The organism is Mesorhizobium sp. M8A.F.Ca.ET.218.01.1.1, assembly GCF_004791165.1.
Taxonomy (GTDB): domain Bacteria; phylum Pseudomonadota; class Alphaproteobacteria; order Rhizobiales; family Rhizobiaceae; genus Mesorhizobium.
In genome coordinates, this window is sequence record NZ_SRUZ01000012.1 from 21087 (window position 1) to 36868 (window position 15782).

Below are 15782 nucleotides of genomic sequence, written 5' to 3' on the forward strand. Positions count from 1 at the left end.
TCAGTTCCGGTCGTCCGGAAACACTGGAATCGGCATGAAATCGACGCCGTCCTCGGCAAGGCCCTTGGCCTCTTCCAGCGTCGCCTCGCCATAGATGCCGCGCGCATCGGTTTCGCCGAAGTGGATCTTTCGCGCTTCCTCGGCGAACTTGTCGCCGACATAGTCGGCGTTCTCGCGCACTTTCTCGGCCATCGCCTTCAGTTGCGCCAGCGCCTGCTTCTGCGCCTCGCCCATGGCAAGCGCTATGGTTTCCTGCTTGCGGGCCGTGGACACGGCGGGCGCCATTAGCGCCTTCTCGACCTTTTGCGAACCGCAGCTGGGGCAATCGACGAAGCCGCGCTTCTTCTGGGTGTCGAAATCGTCATTGCTGCGAAACCAGCCCTCGAACTCGTGCTCGTTTTCGCAGATCAGGGAAAAGCGGATCAAGAGGCGGCACCCCTGAGACGTGGCGCGTCAACCTCGCCGGCATTGATGGCGAAATCCCGCGCATTCTTCAAATTGGGGATCTTCTTGCGCGCCACAAGCGATTGCGCCGGGTCGATCTCGGCGACGATCACCCCAGGCTCGTCATGCGCGGCTTCCGCGATGATGCGGCCCCACGGATCGACGATCAGAGAATGCCCATAGGTCTCGCGGCCATCCTCGTGCAGGCCACCTTGCGCGGCGGCAACGACGAAGGCGCCGTTCTCGATGGCGCGTGCCCTGAGCAACACGTGCCAATGCGCCTCGCCGGTCTGGCGGGTGAAAGCGGCGGGCACGGAAAGCAGATCGGCGCCGGCCATCGCCTCGGCGCGGAACAGTTGCGGAAAGCGCAGGTCGTAGCAGACGGCGAAGCCGAGCTTCGCGCCGCCGACCCCGGTGACGACGGCCTCCGCGCCAGGCTCGTAGGCGGCCGATTCACGCCAGCTCTCGCCATTGTCGAGATCGACGTCGAACATGTGGATCTTGTCGTAGCTGGCGAGCGTCACGCCATCGGGGCCGAACAGGAGCGCGCGGTTGGCGAGCTTGCCGTCGGCGCGCAGGATAGCGGTCGAGCCGATATGCAGGAACACGCCGAGTTCGCGCGCCAGCCTGCGCGCGGTCGCGACGATGATGTCCTTGTCTTCGGAGGTGAAGGAAGCGGCGCGCGCTTGCCTGTCGCGGATCAGCGCTCCGGTCATTTCCGGCGTCTGGATGTAGGTTGCGCCTTGGGCCGCGGCCTCACGCACCAATCGTTCGAGATCGACCGCATTGCGCTCGGGGCTCTCGCCTGAACGCATCTGGATTGCCGCTGCCTTGAAAACACCCATTGTCACACCTCAAATCGACGAGCCGTTGGCGAGCAGTTTGTCCAGTCGACCCTCCGCCTCCAGATCATGGAGGTCGTCGCAGCCGCCGACATGCGTGTCGCCGATGAAAATCTGCGGAAAGGTGGTGCGCCCGTGGGCGCGCGACATCATTTCCTGGCGCAGCTCCGGCGAAAACGAGGCGTCGTGCTCGGTATAGGCGACACCCTTGCGCTCCAGCAGCCGCTTGGCCGCCGTGCAGTAGCCGCACATCATGCGCGTATAGATCGTGACATCGACCATGACGAATTCCGTTTCCGTTGCCGACTTATATAGTCGTGGACTCGTCCGCCCGGAAGTCCCCAGGCAACACGCGGGCAAAGGTCAGCACGTCGACGGCGGCAGCGCCTCCCTTTTTCAGCGCCTTGGTGGCGGCACGCACGGTGGCGCCGGTGGTGTAGACATCATCGATCAGAAGCACCCTGCGGCCTGCAATCTCAATCTCCGCCTCGGCGGGCACGCGAAAGGCGGCGCGCACGTTCTCCTCGCGCTCCTGCCGCTCCAGCCCGACCTGCTGGCGGGTGAGTTTGACACGACGCATGGCGGAAGGCGCGAAAGACAGCCCGCTGAGCTCGCAAACCGAGCGCGCCAGTTCCGCCGACTGGTTGAACCGCCGCCTGAAAAAACGGCGCCAATGCAGCGGCACAGGCACCACCACATCCGCGTCGGCGATAAGGTCGGCGCCCACGCGAACCATCCAGCGCGCCATCCAGGGAGCGAGATCGGTGCGGTCCTGGTATTTCAGCCCTTGCACCATCTGGCGGGCCACGCCGGAATAGGCGACCGCTGACCGCGCCCGTTCGAAGGGCGGCGGATCGGCGATCGCCTCCGCCGACAGAAAACCATCCCCCATGTGATGGGTGAACGGCGTGCCCATCACCGGGCACCAGGGCCGCTCCAGCAGCCGCAGCTTCGGCCAGCAGGCGCCGCACAGCACGCCGGGCTGCGAGACTTGCCGGCGGCAACCGGCGCAGACCGGCGGAAACAGGATGCGCGCCGGCCAGCCCAGAGCCGACCGGGCTGCCGACCCGGCCAGCTTCCTGATCTCGTCGGACTTGATCTTGGGCATCGGATCGGCCACGTGGTTGGTTTCTCGTCGCCCACCATACGAACCATATCAGGGCGCGGACATACAAGGACCATCCCTTGCAGCCTATAATGGATACCTCTCTGTGGCTGGCGCACAAGCGGCGCGCGCTCATCCATCCGGTTGACGGTGCCGACTTCCTCATGCATCGCGCCGCCGAGGATCTTGCCGACCGGCTGGGTGCCGTCGAGCGCAGGTTCGCCAAGGCGGCGGTGCTGTTTTGCCAGACCTCGGCCGCGGCCGATGTCCTTGCGCAGAGCGGCAAGGTAGCCGATATCGCCCGTGTCGAGACGGACGCGGCTTTCCTGAATGGTGCCGCCGGCCTGATTGCACCGCTCGAGACCGTGCCGTTCGAGCCGCAGGGTCTCGATCTGGTGGTGTCGCTTTTGTCGCTGCAAACCATGAACGACATCCCGGGCATGCTGATCCAGATCCGCCGCGCCCTGCGGCCGGACGGACTTTTCCTCGGCGCCTTCGCGGGCGCCGGCACCCTGTCGGAACTGCGCGAAAGCCTGCTTGCCGCGGAGACCGATATCTACGGTGGCGCCAGCCCGCGCGTCATCCCGTTCACCGATGTGCGCGATGCTGGCGCACTGCTGCAGCGCGCCGGTTTCGCGTTGCCGGTCGCCGACGTCGAGACGGTGACGGTGCGCTATGCCAATCTGTTTGCGCTTATGGCCGACCTGCGTTCCATGGGCGAAACCAGCGCGCTTGCCGACCGCAGCCGGCGGCCGGGCTCGCGCAGACTGTTTGCCCGCGCCGCGGAAATCTACGCCGAACGCTTCTCCGACCCCGACGGTCGCGTCAGGGCAAGCTTTTCGATTGTCTGGATGTCCGGCTGGGCGCCCGACGCGTCGCAGCAAAAGCCGCTGAAGCCCGGTTCGGCCAAGGTTTCGCTAAAGACTATACTGGAGGGGCCTGAAGGGCATTGACCTGTTCGCAGGCTCTAGTGCGCGAAAGCGTTCGCAAGCCTGCTGCCGTTGTCGCTGAACAGCCAGGTGATCGAGTTGAAGACCTGGCCGATACCGCCGATGATCGTCAGCGACAGTACGCAGACAATCAGGCCGTATTCGACGGCCGTGGCGCCGTTTTCGTCCTTCAGAAAGCGCAGCAGCACTGTTTTCATCACCTCATTTCCCCCTTGCCACGATCTTACGGCCGATCTGTTAAGAAAGGTTAACGGCAAAGGCTTAACAGGGGATGAAATCGCCGCCTTTCAGCAATGCCTTAACCTTGTCAGCAGTCGCCGCTGCTTTTGCCATCGGAGCGGATAATGCAGACCCCACCGGGTTCGGCCTGCAGCACGCTGCGGCGCACTGTATACGTGCTGCGGTGGCTGATCGAACCGGTAGCCGTCATGTCGAGGCCGGGGAAACCATCGCGGGCCGTTTGCGAACGCGTCTGGCTGTCGAGGAAAGGGGTCGCGATCAGCGCCAGCGCCACCGCAGCCGACCCGAACAGCAGCGCGATCCGCAGGACGCCCATGCAGGCATCGGCGGCACGAAAACCGCGCTCGGGCCGGATCGAATCCCACTCCCTGTCCAGGCTCATTCCTCGCTCCCCAGCGAAATTGTGGCGGCCACGCGAAAAACGGCCATGCATCAATTTTTCATGATGAGATAAATCTTCCATTAACGCTGGCTGATATGGACCGCGGTCCATCAGCTCTCGATCGTCAGAGGAGATCGATCAGGAACGGGATCAACGGCGCATCGGCCGGCGGCATCGGATAGTCGCGCATCTGTTTCGGCCGCACCCATTTCAGCGCCTGCCCTTCCCTCGGCTGGGCGATGCCGCGGAAGCGGCGGCAGACAAACAGCGGCATCAAGAGATGGAAATCGTCATAGGAATGGCTGGCAAAGGTCAGCGGCGCCAGGCATGGGATTTCGGTTTCGATGCCGATCTCCTCATGCAGTTCACGGATGAGGCATTGTTCCGGCGTCTCGCCGACTTCGACCTTGCCGCCGGGAAACTCCCACAGGCCGGCAAGCTGCTTGCCTTCAGGCCGCTGCGCCAGCAGCACGCGGCCATCGGCGTCGACCAGCGCGCAAGCGGCGACTAGGAGCAGGCGCTTGCCGTTGGCTGTCACATCATTCATGGCCGGGCGGCCGGCGGTAGTGGTAGCGGTAGACTTCCTCGAAGCCGAGCGCGCGGTAGAGCGCCAATGCCGGCGCGTTGCCGGCCTCGACCTGCAGCCAGGCCTCCCGCGCGCCACGCAGCCGCGCCCATTTCAGCGCCGACAGGATCAGGTTGCGGCCGTGACCCTTGTTGCGCGCCGCCTTGTCGGTGGCGATCTCGAACAGGCCGGCAAGATCGCCGTCATGCACGCAGATCAGCGTCGCCAGCGGCTCCGCCCCATCCTCGAGCGCGAACAGCCCGGCTTCGGGCTGGATAGCGCCGATGATCTCCGACAGGCCCGGCCGCAGCGATATGTCCGAGCCGCTGACCTTGAGCAATGCTCCGATGAAGCGGCTGATGTCCTTGAGCGGAATCTGGTCCATGGCGTCGTCGAGCCGCGCGTCCGCCAACTGCAGCCGCATGACGAGCGATTCGTCGAACCGGCTCCAGCCTTCCTTGTCGAGATGGCCGGCAAGATCGGGGCCCGACAGTGGCGACATGCGGAACGTCAATGGCCGGCCATAGGCGTCGAAGCGGCGGCTGGCGCGGCCAATGCGGTCGGCGATGTGCTGGATGTCGCCGGGATCGAGCGGATTGACCGAGTTCAGCCGCTTGGCCGGATGTCCCGCGGTCAGGCGCACCACCCACGTGCCGTCATAATGGACGGCGGCCGCGGGCCAGGCGCGAAAGCCGGCCGCCTCGTAGCGGCGCACGGTCGCGAGCATGCTTGCCGGATGACGCGAAACCAACGCGATCAGCTCCGGTAGTCGCCGTTGATGGCGACATATTCCTTGGTGAGATCGCAGGTCCACACCGTCGCCTTGCCGCGGCCGATGCCGATATCGGCGCGGATGCGGATGTCATCGCGCTTCATGTAGGCCGAGGTCGCTTCCTCCGAGTAGGCCGGGTCGCGCTCGCCCTCATGCGCCAGCCGGTTGTCGCCGAACCAGATCGACAGCCGGTCGCGGTCGGCGGGCTCGCCGGCCTTGCCGACGGCCATGACGACGCGGCCCCAATTGGCGTCCTCGCCGGCGACCGCCGTCTTGACCAGCGGCGAATTGGCGATCGACAGCGCGATGCGCTTGGCCGAGCGGGCCGACTTGGCCCCGGTGACGGTGACCTCGACCTGCTTGCGCGCGCCCTCGCCGTCACGCACCACTTGCAGCGCCAGCGACTTCAGCACCCTGCCGAGCGCCCGGCGGAACTGACCAAGACGGGCATCCCTGGGATCGGTGATTTCAGGCGCGCCGCGCTTTGCCGCCTTGCCGGTGGCGAACAACAACAGCGTGTCGCTGGTCGAGGTGTCGCTGTCGACGGTCACCGCGTTGAATGTCTTGGCAGTGCCGCGCGACAAAAGGTCCTGCAGGACCGGTGCCGCGATCGGCGCGTCGGTGGCGATGAAGGAGAGCATCGTCGCCATGTCTGGCGCGATCATGCCGGCACCCTTGGAAATGCCGTTGATGGTGACATCTGCGTCGCCGAGCTTCACCGTCTGCGTCGCCACTTTCGGATAGGTGTCCGTGGTCATGATGGCCCTTGCAGCCTCGGTCCACAGGTTCGGCTTGCCATCGCTGACCAGCCCGGCGAGCAGATGGCTGAACTTGGATGTGTCGAGCGGCTCGCCGATGACGCCGGTCGAAGCCAGGAAAACCTCGCCTGGCGTGCAGCCCGCGGCCTTCGCCGCCGCTTCGCCCGTCATCGCGGTGGACTCGCGGCCTTTCTTGCCGGTGAAGGCGTTGGCGTTGCCGGAATTGACGACCAGCACCCGCGCCTGGCCGGCGCCAAGGTTCTGGCGGCAGAAATCGACCGGCGCCGAGGGGCATTTCGACTTGGTGAACACGCCGGCGACCGCAGTACCGGCGTCGAACACCATGGCCAGCAGGTCGGTGCGGTTCTTGTACTTTATCCCCGCTTCGGCGGTGGCGATGCGCACCCCTTCGATTTCCGGCATTTTGGGGTATTTCTTCGGCGCGAGCGGCGAAATCGTCGTGGACATGGAGACCTCGGGCGGGAAAATCGCAAGGGGAAGGCCGGTTTGCCCGATACGGCGCGCGGGCGCAAGCGCGTTTTCGTCACTCCGGCCAGGGACAAACCCGGTCAGGATTAAGCTTGCATTTCAAATCCGTTGGCATCGCCGGGGTCCGTGGCGCTATGATCTTCCCCATGGGCAGGCTTGCGATCCTCGCTTGGGCATTTCTCGGACTTCTGCTGCTGCGCGCCGACGCCGAGCCGGGGCGGCGCGTCGCGCTCGTCATCGGCAACGGTACCTATGCCGAGGCCGGCACGCTGGCCAATCCGGTCAACGACGCGCTCGACATCGCCGACAAGCTGCGTTCCATCGGCTTCGAGGTCATCGAAGGCAACGACCTCGGCAAGCGCGAGCTTGAACACAGCATCGGCGAGTTCTCCGATGCGCTCGAAGGTGCCGGCGTCGGGCTTTTCTACTATGCCGGCCACGGCCTTCAGGTCGACGGCCGCAATTACATCGTGCCGGTCGACGCCAGGCTCGACATGCCGGTGAAGCTGCAGCTCGAAGCCGTGCCGATCGACGAAGTCCTCGACATCATGGAACAGCAGACCAAGGTCAGCCTGGTCTTCCTCGATGCCTGCCGCAACAACCCGTTTGCCCGCAGCCTGAGCCGCACCGCCACCACCCGCTCGGCGACGGCGCTGGCGGGTCTGGCGCAGTTCGATTCGACGCGCGGTTCCTTCATCGCTTTTTCGACCGCGCCCGGTGCTGTCGCCATGGACGGCAGCGGGCGCAACTCGCCCTTCGCCAAGGCCCTGCTGCGCCACATCGCCGAACCCGGCCAGAGCATCAACGACATGATGATCGCGGTGCGCCGCGACGTGGTTTCGCAAACCCGCGAGGCCCAGCGACCGTGGGAACAGGGATCGCTGCTCGAACGCTTCGAATTCGTGCCGGGCAAAGGACCGGTGAAGGCCCCGGAACCGGCGGCCGCAGCCGCGCCCTCGACGCAAGTGGCTGCGCTCGAGCGTTCGGTCGGCGACGACAAAAGCACGATCGAGAAGTTCCTGCGCGACGACTACCTGTCGCCGGACGTCAAGGACATGCGCGCGGCCGTCAGACGGCTTTATGGCGCATCCGTCACCGTCTTCGGCACGCCTTACGATGCCGAGACGCTTGCGAAGGTGAAGAGCGACTGGTTCGCGCAATGGGCCTCCTGGTCGCTTGGCCTCGACCCCGGCAGCCTGGAGGTTACACCGCACGGCGAGGGCAGCGCCCAGGCCGTCTTTGCCATGAGCTACGACTACACGCCAAAGGACAAGTCGGCGGCGCGCGTGGCCGGCAAGGCGCGGGTGACGCTGGAATTGATCAAGACCGATAAGGGATGGCGCATCGTGTCCGAGACGTCGCAGCCGATGTGACGACCACCGCCTGATGACGGCGCCTCTGCATCCAAAAACGGATCGTTTCGTTTCATCACCGGATCACTTATCATGCCGGCGAATTGAAACGAGGACGACAGGAATGGCCGAGGCGGCGGATACGGCGCGCAGATCGATCGGGGCGCGGCGCAATCCCGACAGTGCGGACGCCATTCTGGAGGCAGCCGAGGCCGTGCTCGTCGAGGCCGGCTATGCCGGCTTTTCGATCGAGGCGGTGGCGCGGCGCGCCCGGGCCGGCAAGCCGACCATCTATCGCTGGTGGCCGAGCAAGGCGGCGCTGCTGCTGGAAGTCTACCAGCGCCAGAAACGCGTCGACGTTCCCGATACGGGAAAACTGGAAGAAGATCTCGTCGGCTTCCTGGAGAACCTGTTCTTCCACTGGCGCGAGACATCGTCGGGAAGCGTGTTCAGGTCGCTGATCGCCGAGGCGCAGTCGGATGAGACCGCGGCCGAGGCTCTTGCCGGTTACGCCAGCGGACGCCGCGCCCACACCACCCGGATCATCGAACGTGCCAAGGCAAGGGGCGAAATCGCCGGCGATATCGATCCGGCCGTGGTCGCCGACCTCCTGGCTTCCTACGCGTGGCGGCATCTCCTGACCAACCGGCTCGACGAGCCCGAGGCGACGATTCGCAAGGTGGTCCGCTATCTCCTGCAAGGCATAGCAGCGCCCGGCAGATAGGCGCCCGCTGGCACGTGCCAACAAAAAGGGCGCGGCACCTTCCGGCTGCCGCGCCCTTTTCGAAGCTGTTCGGGCTTACTTGGCGCTTTCCAGCGTATCGACGGCCTTCTTGAGGTTGGCGTCGGGGATCTCGACCTTGGCACCGGCGCGCAGCGATTTGACCAGCGCGAAATACTTGTCGCGGATGACGGCCTGCTTGGCCTGGTCCTTGACCTCGTCGAAGGCCGGCGGCTGCTTGGCGCGCTTGTCCTCGAGCTTGATGACGTGCCAGCCAAACTGCGACTGCACCGGCTGCTCGGTGTACTTGCCGACATCGAGCGCGAAGGCCGCCTTGTCGAACTCCGGCACCATCTGGCCAGGCCCGAACCAGCCGAGGTCGCCGCCATTGGACTTGCCGCTCGGATCCGAGGTGTGTTCGTTGGCGAGCTTCTGGAAGTCGGCGCCGCCGTCGAGCTGCTTGATGATCGCCTCGGCCTCTTCCTTGGTCTTCACGAGGATGTGACGGGCATGCACCTCGTTGACCGGCGGGGTGTTGGCGATTTCCTGGTCGTAGCGGGCGCGAACCTCGGCATCGGTGACCTTGTCGACGACGCCCTTTTCGACCATCTCGCCATGCAGCGCGCGCTGCTGCAGGAAGGCCATGCGGCGCTGGAAATCGGGATCCTTGTCAAGACCGTCGGTAACGGCCTTGGCGGCCATGACACGGATTTCGATCGCCGCCGAAAGGGCGGCGGCGCGGCGCTGTTCAGGCGGCAACTGCGCGAACTGCTGCGACAGCTCGCCCTCGGCAAGCATCAGATCGGCTTCGGTCAAGGGCTGGCCGTTGACGGTGGCGATCACGGTGTTCGGATCGACCGGCGCCGCGGCCGGTGCGGCCGCATCCGCCGGGGCGGCCGGTGCGGGAGCGGTCTCCTGCGCCATCGATGGCGACAGGCAAAGAGCCGACAGGCCGAGGGCCAGGCCAAGGCTGGCAAGCGACGCACGGCTGAACAACAAGGACATAAGAATGACTCCGGTGAGGGATTGTAAGGAGGGCGGCTTCCAGATCAGCCAGATTATGGCGGAATTTGGCGCGACCGGCAGGGCCAGCGCGGCGTTGACATCAGTTGAGCCCCCTCTTATCTGTCCATCGACTTGGCGTCCAGAACCGTTTTCCGGGCGCTTTTTGTGTTTGCCCGCATTCAAGCGGTGCGTTCACGTGGATGTGATGGGGCCGGCCGGCGCCTGTCTCAAGATTGAGAATTCTATCGAAAGGACCATTGGATGGTCAGTCTCGGCGGTCTCGCCCGTAAGGTTTTCGGTTCCTCCAACGACCGTCGGGTCAAATCGACCCGCCCCCGTGTCGAGGCGATCAACGCCATGGAAAACGAGATGCGGGCGCTCTCCGACGCCGAGCTTGCCGGCCGCACGGAAAAATTCCGCCAGGACATCGCCAACGGCGCCAGCCTTGACGATCTGCTGATCCCAGCCTTCGCGACCGCCCGCGAGGCGGCGCGCCGTGTGCTTGGCATGCGTCCCTTCGACGTCCAGCTGATCGGCGGCATGGTGCTGCACAATGGCGGCATTGCCGAGATGCGCACCGGCGAGGGCAAGACCCTGGTCGCGACGCTGCCGGTCTATCTCAATGCACTCGCCGGCAACGGCGTCCATGTCGTCACCGTCAACGACTACCTCGCCACCCGCGACTCCGAATGGATGGGCCGCGTCTACAAATTCCTCGGCCTGTCGGTCGGCGTCATCGTCCACGGCCTGTCGGACGAGGAGCGTCGCGTCGCCTACGCCTCCGACGTCACCTACGCCACCAACAACGAGCTCGGCTTCGACTATCTGCGCGACAACATGAAGTACGAGCGCGCCCAGATGGTGCAGCGCGGTCACAATTACGCGATCGTCGACGAGGTCGATTCCATCCTGGTCGACGAGGCGCGCACGCCGCTGATCATTTCCGGTCCGCTAGAGGACCGTTCGGAAATGTACAACACCATCGACACCTTCATCATCAAGCTGCAGCCGCAGGATTACGAGATCGATGAGAAGCAGAAGACCTCGATCTTCACCGAGGAAGGCACCGAGAAGCTCGAGAGTATGCTGCGCGATGCCGACCTGCTCAAGGGCGAGTCGCTGTACGACGTCGAGAACGTCGCCATCGTCCATCACGTCAACAACGCGCTGAAGGCGCACCGGCTGTTCCAGCGCGACAAGGACTACATCGTGCGCAACGGCGAGATCGTCATCATCGACGAGTTCACCGGCCGCATGATGCCCGGCCGCCGCTATTCGGAAGGCCTGCACCAGGCGCTCGAAGCCAAGGAACATGTGGCGATCCAGCCGGAGAACCAGACGCTGGCCTCCGTCACCTTCCAGAACTACTTCCGCCTCTACAAGAAGCTTTCCGGCATGACCGGCACGGCGCTGACCGAAGCCGAGGAATTCGGCAACATCTACGGCCTCGAGGTCACCGAGATCCCGACCAACCTGCCCGTTATCCGCAAGGACGAGGACGACGAGGTCTACCGGACGGTCGAGGAGAAGTACAAGGCGATCGTCAGGGAGATCCGCGAAGCCAGCGCCAAGGGCCAGCCGACGTTGGTCGGCACCACCTCGATCGAAAAGTCCGAGCAGTTGGCCGAGCGCCTGCGCAAGGAAGGCTTCAAGGATTTCGAAGTGCTGAACGCCCGCCACCACGAGCGCGAGGCGGCGATCGTCGCCCAGGCCGGCAAGCCCGGCGCCATCACCATCGCCACCAACATGGCCGGCCGCGGCACCGACATCAAGCTCGGCGGCAATGCCGAGATGCGCATCGCCGACGAACTGGGCGACATGCCGGAGGGTCCCGAGCGCGAGGCGCGCGAAAAGGAGATTTATGCCGACATCGAGCGCCTGAAGGAAAAGGCGCTGGCCGCCGGCGGCCTCTACGTGCTCGCCACCGAGCGCCATGAGTCACGCCGCATCGACAATCAGCTCAGAGGCCGTTCCGGCCGCCAGGGCGACCCGGGCCGCTCGAAATTCTTCCTGTCGCTGCAGGACGATCTGATGCGCATCTTCGGCTCCGAGCGCATGGACGGCATGCTGCAGAAGCTCGGCCTCAAGGAAGACGAGGCCATCATCCATCCTTGGATCAACAAGGCGCTGGAAAAGGCGCAGAAGAAGGTCGAGGCCCGCAACTTCGACATCCGCAAGAACCTGTTGAAATATGACGACGTCTCCAACGACCAGCGCAAGGTGGTGTTCGAGCAGCGCATCGAGCTGATGGACGGCGAAGGCCTTTCGGAAACCATTGCCGAGATGCGCGAAGGCGTCATCGACGAGATCGTCGCCAAGGCCATTCCCGAAAACGCCTATGCCGAACAGTGGGACGTCGCGGGCCTGAAGGCCGAGGTCGCCGAATTCCTCAATCTCGACCTGCCGATCGAGGACTGGGTGAAGGAAGAAGGCATCGCCGAGGACGACATCCGCGAGCGCATCTCTCAAGCCGCCGAAGCCGCGGCACAAGAACGCGCCGACCGTTTCGGCCCCGAGGTGATGACCTATGTCGAGCGCTCCGTGGTGCTGCAGACGCTCGACCATTTGTGGCGCGAGCACATCGTCAATCTCGATCACCTGCGCTCGGTCGTCGGCTTCCGCGGCTACGCCCAGCGCGATCCGCTGCAGGAATACAAGGGCGAGGCGTTCGAGCTGTTCCAGGCGATGCTGGGCAATCTGCGCCAGGCCGTCACCGCGCAGCTGATGCGCGTCGAACTGGTCCGCCAGGCCGCCGAAGCCCCGCCGCCGGAAGCCCCCGACATGTTCGGCACGCATATTGACGGCACCACCGGCGAGAATGATTTTGACGGCGGCGAAACGGCTCTTCTGGTGCGCCAGGAAAGCAACGCCATCGTCGCTCCCGAGGATCGCGACCCCAACAACCAGGCCACCTGGGGCAAGGTCGGCCGCAACGAAGCCTGCCCCTGCGGCTCCGGCAAGAAATACAAGCACTGCCACGGCGCGTTCGCGTAAGAGCGCGCTCTTGCCTTCTCCCCGTCACTATACGGGGAGAAGGTGCCCGAAGGGCGGATGAGGGGCAGCGCCGATTGGCGTTTGTCTGCGACCAAAAACAATGCCTCGCCCGCTCCCGGCGAGCCGATTCGTTTTGCGGATGGCTTTTCTTCTTCCCGCATCCACAGTGCAAACTCCAAAGCCGGCGCCGCCCCTCATCCGCCTGCCGGCACCTTCTCCCCGTGAACGGGGAGAAGGAAGCGCCCCCACCCACGCTTTCTTAAGGTGTCTTCGCTACACCAAAGCGTGAAAAGAGGCGGAAAACGGAGAGAAATCGGGGTGCGCTTTTCCGCGGCCACGACTGCTGGGCGGTTCTTGCCGCAGCGTTTGGCGCTGCGCGTGGGGCCGCTGCTTGACCGCATCGACGCCGTGCTGTTCACCGCCGATGAGCGCGGCGAAGCCGGCCGCATGTCGGTCATCGCCTTCTCCATCCGCATCGTCAGCGCCGTCATCGCCTTCATCAGCCAGGTGCTGATGGCGCGCTGGATGGGCTCGTTCGAGTACGGCATTTTCGTCCTGGTCTGGGTGACGATGGTCATCGTCGGCAACCTCGCCTGCCTCGGCTTTCACACATCGGTCATCCGCTTCATTCCCGAATACCGCGAGCGCGGCCTGATGGACGAATTGCGCGGCATCGTCGTGGCCAGCCGTCTGTTCGTGCTGATCGCCTCGACACTGATCGCGGGCCTTGGCGCCCTCGGTGTCTGGCTGGCCGCACCCTGGATCGAAAATTACTACGTCATACCGTTCATCCTCGGCGTCATCTGCCTGCCGATGATTGCGCTGTCGGATTTGCTGCAGGGGCTGGCGCGTGCCAATTCATGGGCATTGTTCGCGCTGTCGCCGACCTACCTGATACGGCCGGTGCTGATCCTGCTGTTCATGGCGCTGATGCTTTGGGCAGGCTACGCCCCCGACGCGCGGACGGCGATCTTCGCCTCGATCGCCGCCACCTACGTCACCACGCTGTCTCAGTTGATCGGCGTCACCCAGCGCATGGAAAGGCAGATTCCGGCCGGCCCGATGAAAGTGCATTTCGCGCAATGGTTCATCGTCTCGCTGCCGATCTTCCTGGTCGAGAGCTTCTTCTTCCTGCTCACCAATGCCGATGTGCTGATGGTCGGCGCCTATATGGATCCCAACGACGTCGCCGTCTATTTCGCCACGGTCAAGACGCTGGCGCTGGTGCATTTCGTCTATTTCGCGGTCAAGGCGGGCGTCGCCCAGCGCTACGCGCAGTTCACCCATGGCGAGCCGGAAAGGCTTGCCGCGTTCGCCCGCGAGACGGTGTCGTGGACGTTCTGGCCCTCGCTGCTGATGGCGTTCCTGGTGCTGGCGCTGGGCGAACCGATGCTGGTGCTGTTCGGCCCCGAATTCACCTCTGGCTATCCGCTCTTGTTCCTGCTCGTCTTTGGCGTCGTGGCGCGGGCCGCCGTCGGTCCCTGCGAAAGCCTGCTCACCATGAGCGGCAACCAGAATGTCTGCGCCGCCGTCTATGCCATGACCCTGGCCTTCAACATCGGGCTCAACGTGGTGCTGATCCCGCTTTTCGGCCTGTGGGGCGCGGCCATGGCCACCGCCTTTGCCATGATCTTCGAGGCCAGCGCGCTGTCCTTCACGGTCTGGCGCAAGCTCGGCATCGTCATGGCGATCTTCGTGCCAGCCAAAGGAGCCGCCTGATGGCAGCCATCCCCTTGCTCGAGGAAACCAGCGGCGGTCCGGCCGGCGCCATGGTGTCCGGCCTTGCCGGGCTGGCGCGCGACGCCGATCCGGCCCATATCGAGATCCTCGCCAACAACCGGCCCGAGCGCAAACTCGCCATCTACCCGGCATCGGCCGGCTTCGACCTGGTCGAGGAACTGGACTATCTCTGCGCCCGCACGATCGAGCCGAACGTCTTCTTCAACCCGCGCTTCCTGGCGCCGGCCATGCCCCGCCTGGAAGACCGCGAGGTGCGTCTTGCCGTGATCCGCGACGGTGATGAATACCGCAACCGGCTGCGCCTGCTGGTGCCGATCTCGGTGGAACGGCCGGTGGTGCCGCTCGGCGTGCCGGTCATGCGCACATGGTCGAGCCCGTTCGGCCCGCTCGGCACGCCGCTGATCGACCGCGACGATCCGGTCGGCGTGGTCGAGGATTTCTTCTCGATGCTGTCGCGCCCGCATCTCAAGCTGCCGAAAGTCCTGGTCCTGCCTGACATCAGGCTCGACGGTCCGGTGGCGAGCCTGATCGGCACCGTGGCCGAGACGCGCGGCCTGATGCTGGTCACCACGGGCCAGATCTCACGCCCCGTGCTGGAGAGCGAACTCGACGGCGACGATTATCTGAAGGCTTCGCTGAGCGCGCACCATTACCGCGAGTTCCGCCGCCTGAAGCGGCGCCTCGGCGATCTCGGCAAGCTCGAACATGTCGTGGCACGCGGCCCCGAGGAGATCCGTCACGCCATCGAGCACTTCCTGACGCTGGAAGCGTCCGGCTGGAAAGGCCGCGAGCGCACCGCCATGGCGATCGACCGCTTCCGCGCCGCCTTTGCCCGCGAGGCGGTGCACCGGCTCGCCGAACAGGACATGTGCCGCATCCATTCGCTAACGCTCGACGGCCGCACCATCGCTTGCCTGATCGTCTTCGTCGAGGCCGGCGTCGCCTACACCTGGAAGACCGCCTATGACGAGACGCTGGCCGTTTATTCGCCCGGCACGCTGCTGATGATCGAGGTCACCAGGCAGCATCTCGACGACCCCAACATCATGATCACCGATTCCTGCGCCGTGCCCGATCACCCGGTGATGAGCAGGCTATGGAGCGAGCGCAAGCCGGTCGGCACATTGGTGATCGGGTTGACCAGGGATGCCGACCGTCTCGCCCGCCAGGCCGCCTCGCAACTGCATCTCTACCGCGAGACCCGCAACATGGCGCGCCTGCTGCGCAACCGGATGAAGAGCTTGCTGCGGCGGCGCTAAGGGGTCCGTCGAGACGAGCTCGGCTGCGTTCAATCAGCTTGTCCCACAGCCGGCGTATCGCGTTCCGCAATGAAGGTCGCGGTTCTCGGCAGCAGCATTAATTCAGCTTGCCAAGAGTTGTGTCCAGCGATCACTCTCGAAGTGAAAAACAGATTCAGCCATTG

General features: G+C 64.8%; 16 protein-coding genes. 6 read left to right on the forward strand and 10 right to left on the reverse strand.

The genetic code is table 11. The features are described 5' to 3' along the window. From EN861_RS31575 to EN861_RS31590, 4 genes are read right to left on the reverse strand one after another with little or no spacing between them, the layout of a single operon-like run. Positions 1-426, reverse strand: a complete 426-nt coding sequence (locus EN861_RS31575) for a DUF1178 family protein (protein ID WP_135867523.1) — start codon at positions 424-426, stop codon at positions 1-3. Next, positions 423-1289: a carbon-nitrogen hydrolase family protein gene (locus EN861_RS31580; protein ID WP_135867524.1), complete on the reverse strand. Its 867-nt coding sequence runs from the start codon at positions 1287-1289 to the stop codon at positions 423-425. The genes EN861_RS31575 and EN861_RS31580 overlap by 4 nt, the downstream gene beginning before the upstream one ends. 9 nt (positions 1290-1298) lie before the next feature. Next, a complete protein-coding gene (gene grxC / locus EN861_RS31585; protein WP_127280365.1) occupies positions 1299-1568 on the reverse strand; it encodes a glutaredoxin 3 in 270 nt (89 codons plus the stop codon). A gap of 25 nt (positions 1569-1593) precedes the next feature. Continuing rightward, a complete protein-coding gene (locus EN861_RS31590) occupies positions 1594-2406 on the reverse strand; it encodes a ComF family protein (protein ID WP_135867525.1) in 813 nt (270 codons plus the stop codon). Positions 2407-2471: 65 nt separating this feature from the next. Here EN861_RS31590 and EN861_RS31595 point away from each other — a divergent pair, with 65 nt between their 5' ends. Continuing rightward, positions 2472-3344 carry a methyltransferase domain-containing protein gene (locus EN861_RS31595; RefSeq protein ID WP_127280363.1) on the forward strand — a complete coding sequence of 291 codons (873 nt, stop codon included), beginning with the start codon at positions 2472-2474 and terminating at the stop codon, positions 3342-3344. A 14-nt stretch (positions 3345-3358) separates the two neighbouring features. Here EN861_RS31595 and EN861_RS31600 read toward each other — a convergent pair whose 3' ends face one another. The 5 genes from EN861_RS31600 to argJ form a co-directional block, all read right to left on the reverse strand. Next, positions 3359-3538: a Flp family type IVb pilin gene (locus EN861_RS31600; protein ID WP_127280913.1), complete on the reverse strand. Its 180-nt coding sequence runs from the start codon at positions 3536-3538 to the stop codon at positions 3359-3361. 110 nt (positions 3539-3648) lie between these two features. Then, on the reverse strand, positions 3649-3963 hold the full coding sequence (locus tag EN861_RS31605; RefSeq protein ID WP_135867585.1) for a hypothetical protein: 315 nt from the start codon (positions 3961-3963) through the stop codon (positions 3649-3651). Positions 3964-4087: 124 nt separating this feature from the next. After that, a complete protein-coding gene (locus EN861_RS31610) occupies positions 4088-4510 on the reverse strand; it encodes a (deoxy)nucleoside triphosphate pyrophosphohydrolase (protein ID WP_135867526.1) in 423 nt (140 codons plus the stop codon). Continuing rightward, positions 4503-5255 carry a GNAT family N-acetyltransferase gene (locus tag EN861_RS31615; protein ID WP_135867586.1) on the reverse strand — a complete coding sequence of 251 codons (753 nt, stop codon included), beginning with the start codon at positions 5253-5255 and terminating at the stop codon, positions 4503-4505. Before EN861_RS31615 ends, EN861_RS31610 begins: the two co-directional genes overlap by 8 nt. 29 nt (positions 5256-5284) lie before the next feature. After that, the gene (argJ, locus tag EN861_RS31620; protein WP_135867527.1) at positions 5285-6526 is read right to left on the reverse strand and encodes a bifunctional glutamate N-acetyltransferase/amino-acid acetyltransferase ArgJ; all 1242 of its coding nucleotides are present in this window, start codon (positions 6524-6526) and stop codon (positions 5285-5287) included. Between the two features lie 113 nt (positions 6527-6639). Here argJ and EN861_RS31625 point away from each other — a divergent pair, with 113 nt between their 5' ends. Continuing rightward, on the forward strand, positions 6640-7920 hold the full coding sequence (locus EN861_RS31625; RefSeq protein WP_245512156.1) for a caspase domain-containing protein: 1281 nt from the start codon (positions 6640-6642) through the stop codon (positions 7918-7920). Between the two features lie 103 nt (positions 7921-8023). After that, positions 8024-8623 (forward strand): TetR/AcrR family transcriptional regulator, encoded by a 600-nt coding sequence (locus tag EN861_RS31630; RefSeq protein ID WP_135867528.1) that lies wholly within the window; start codon positions 8024-8026, stop codon positions 8621-8623. 75 nt (positions 8624-8698) lie between these two features. Here the strand turns inward: EN861_RS31630 and EN861_RS31635 are convergent, their stop codons facing one another. Further along, entirely contained in the window at positions 8699-9625 is a 927-nt protein-coding gene (locus tag EN861_RS31635; RefSeq protein ID WP_127279460.1) for a peptidylprolyl isomerase, read from the reverse strand. Between the two features lie 261 nt (positions 9626-9886). On the opposite strand from EN861_RS31635, the gene secA reads away from it, so the two are divergent. The 3 genes from secA to EN861_RS31650 all read left to right on the forward strand — a co-directional run bounded on the left by secA (position 9887) and on the right by EN861_RS31650 (position 15618). Further along, positions 9887-12619: a preprotein translocase subunit SecA gene (gene secA / locus EN861_RS31640; protein WP_127279459.1), complete on the forward strand. Its 2733-nt coding sequence runs from the start codon at positions 9887-9889 to the stop codon at positions 12617-12619. Between the two features lie 318 nt (positions 12620-12937). Continuing rightward, positions 12938-14338, forward strand: coding sequence for a lipopolysaccharide biosynthesis protein (locus EN861_RS31645; RefSeq protein ID WP_135867529.1), 1401 nt, complete (start codon positions 12938-12940; stop codon positions 14336-14338). Continuing rightward, positions 14338-15618, forward strand: a complete 1281-nt coding sequence (locus EN861_RS31650; RefSeq protein ID WP_135867530.1) for a GNAT family N-acetyltransferase — start codon at positions 14338-14340, stop codon at positions 15616-15618. Before EN861_RS31645 ends, EN861_RS31650 begins: the two co-directional genes overlap by 1 nt. The last annotated feature ends 164 nt before the right edge of the window (positions 15619-15782 follow it).

Excerpts from the sequence above, each read along its gene's own strand:
- EN861_RS31580 (WP_135867524.1), bottom strand. The coding sequence starts at position 1,289 with ATGGGTGTTTTCAAGGCAGCGGCAATCCAGATGCGTTCAGGCGAGAGC.
- EN861_RS31635 (WP_127279460.1), bottom strand. The coding sequence starts at position 9,625 with ATGTCCTTGTTGTTCAGCCGTGCGTCGCTTGCCAGCCTTGGCCTGGCC.
- grxC (WP_127280365.1), bottom strand. The coding sequence starts at position 1,568 with ATGGTCGATGTCACGATCTATACGCGCATGATGTGCGGCTACTGCACG.
- EN861_RS31605 (WP_135867585.1), bottom strand. The coding sequence starts at position 3,963 with ATGAGCCTGGACAGGGAGTGGGATTCGATCCGGCCCGAGCGCGGTTTT.
- EN861_RS31610 (WP_135867526.1), bottom strand. The coding sequence starts at position 4,510 with ATGAATGATGTGACAGCCAACGGCAAGCGCCTGCTCCTAGTCGCCGCT.
- EN861_RS31615 (WP_135867586.1), bottom strand. The coding sequence starts at position 5,255 with ATGCTCGCGACCGTGCGCCGCTACGAGGCGGCCGGCTTTCGCGCCTGG.
- EN861_RS31630 (WP_135867528.1), top strand. The coding sequence starts at position 8,024 with ATGGCCGAGGCGGCGGATACGGCGCGCAGATCGATCGGGGCGCGGCGC.
- EN861_RS31600 (WP_127280913.1), bottom strand. The coding sequence starts at position 3,538 with ATGAAAACAGTGCTGCTGCGCTTTCTGAAGGACGAAAACGGCGCCACG.
- secA (WP_127279459.1), top strand. The coding sequence starts at position 9,887 with ATGGTCAGTCTCGGCGGTCTCGCCCGTAAGGTTTTCGGTTCCTCCAAC.
- argJ (WP_135867527.1), bottom strand. The coding sequence starts at position 6,526 with ATGTCCACGACGATTTCGCCGCTCGCGCCGAAGAAATACCCCAAAATG.
- EN861_RS31650 (WP_135867530.1), top strand. The coding sequence starts at position 14,338 with ATGGCAGCCATCCCCTTGCTCGAGGAAACCAGCGGCGGTCCGGCCGGC.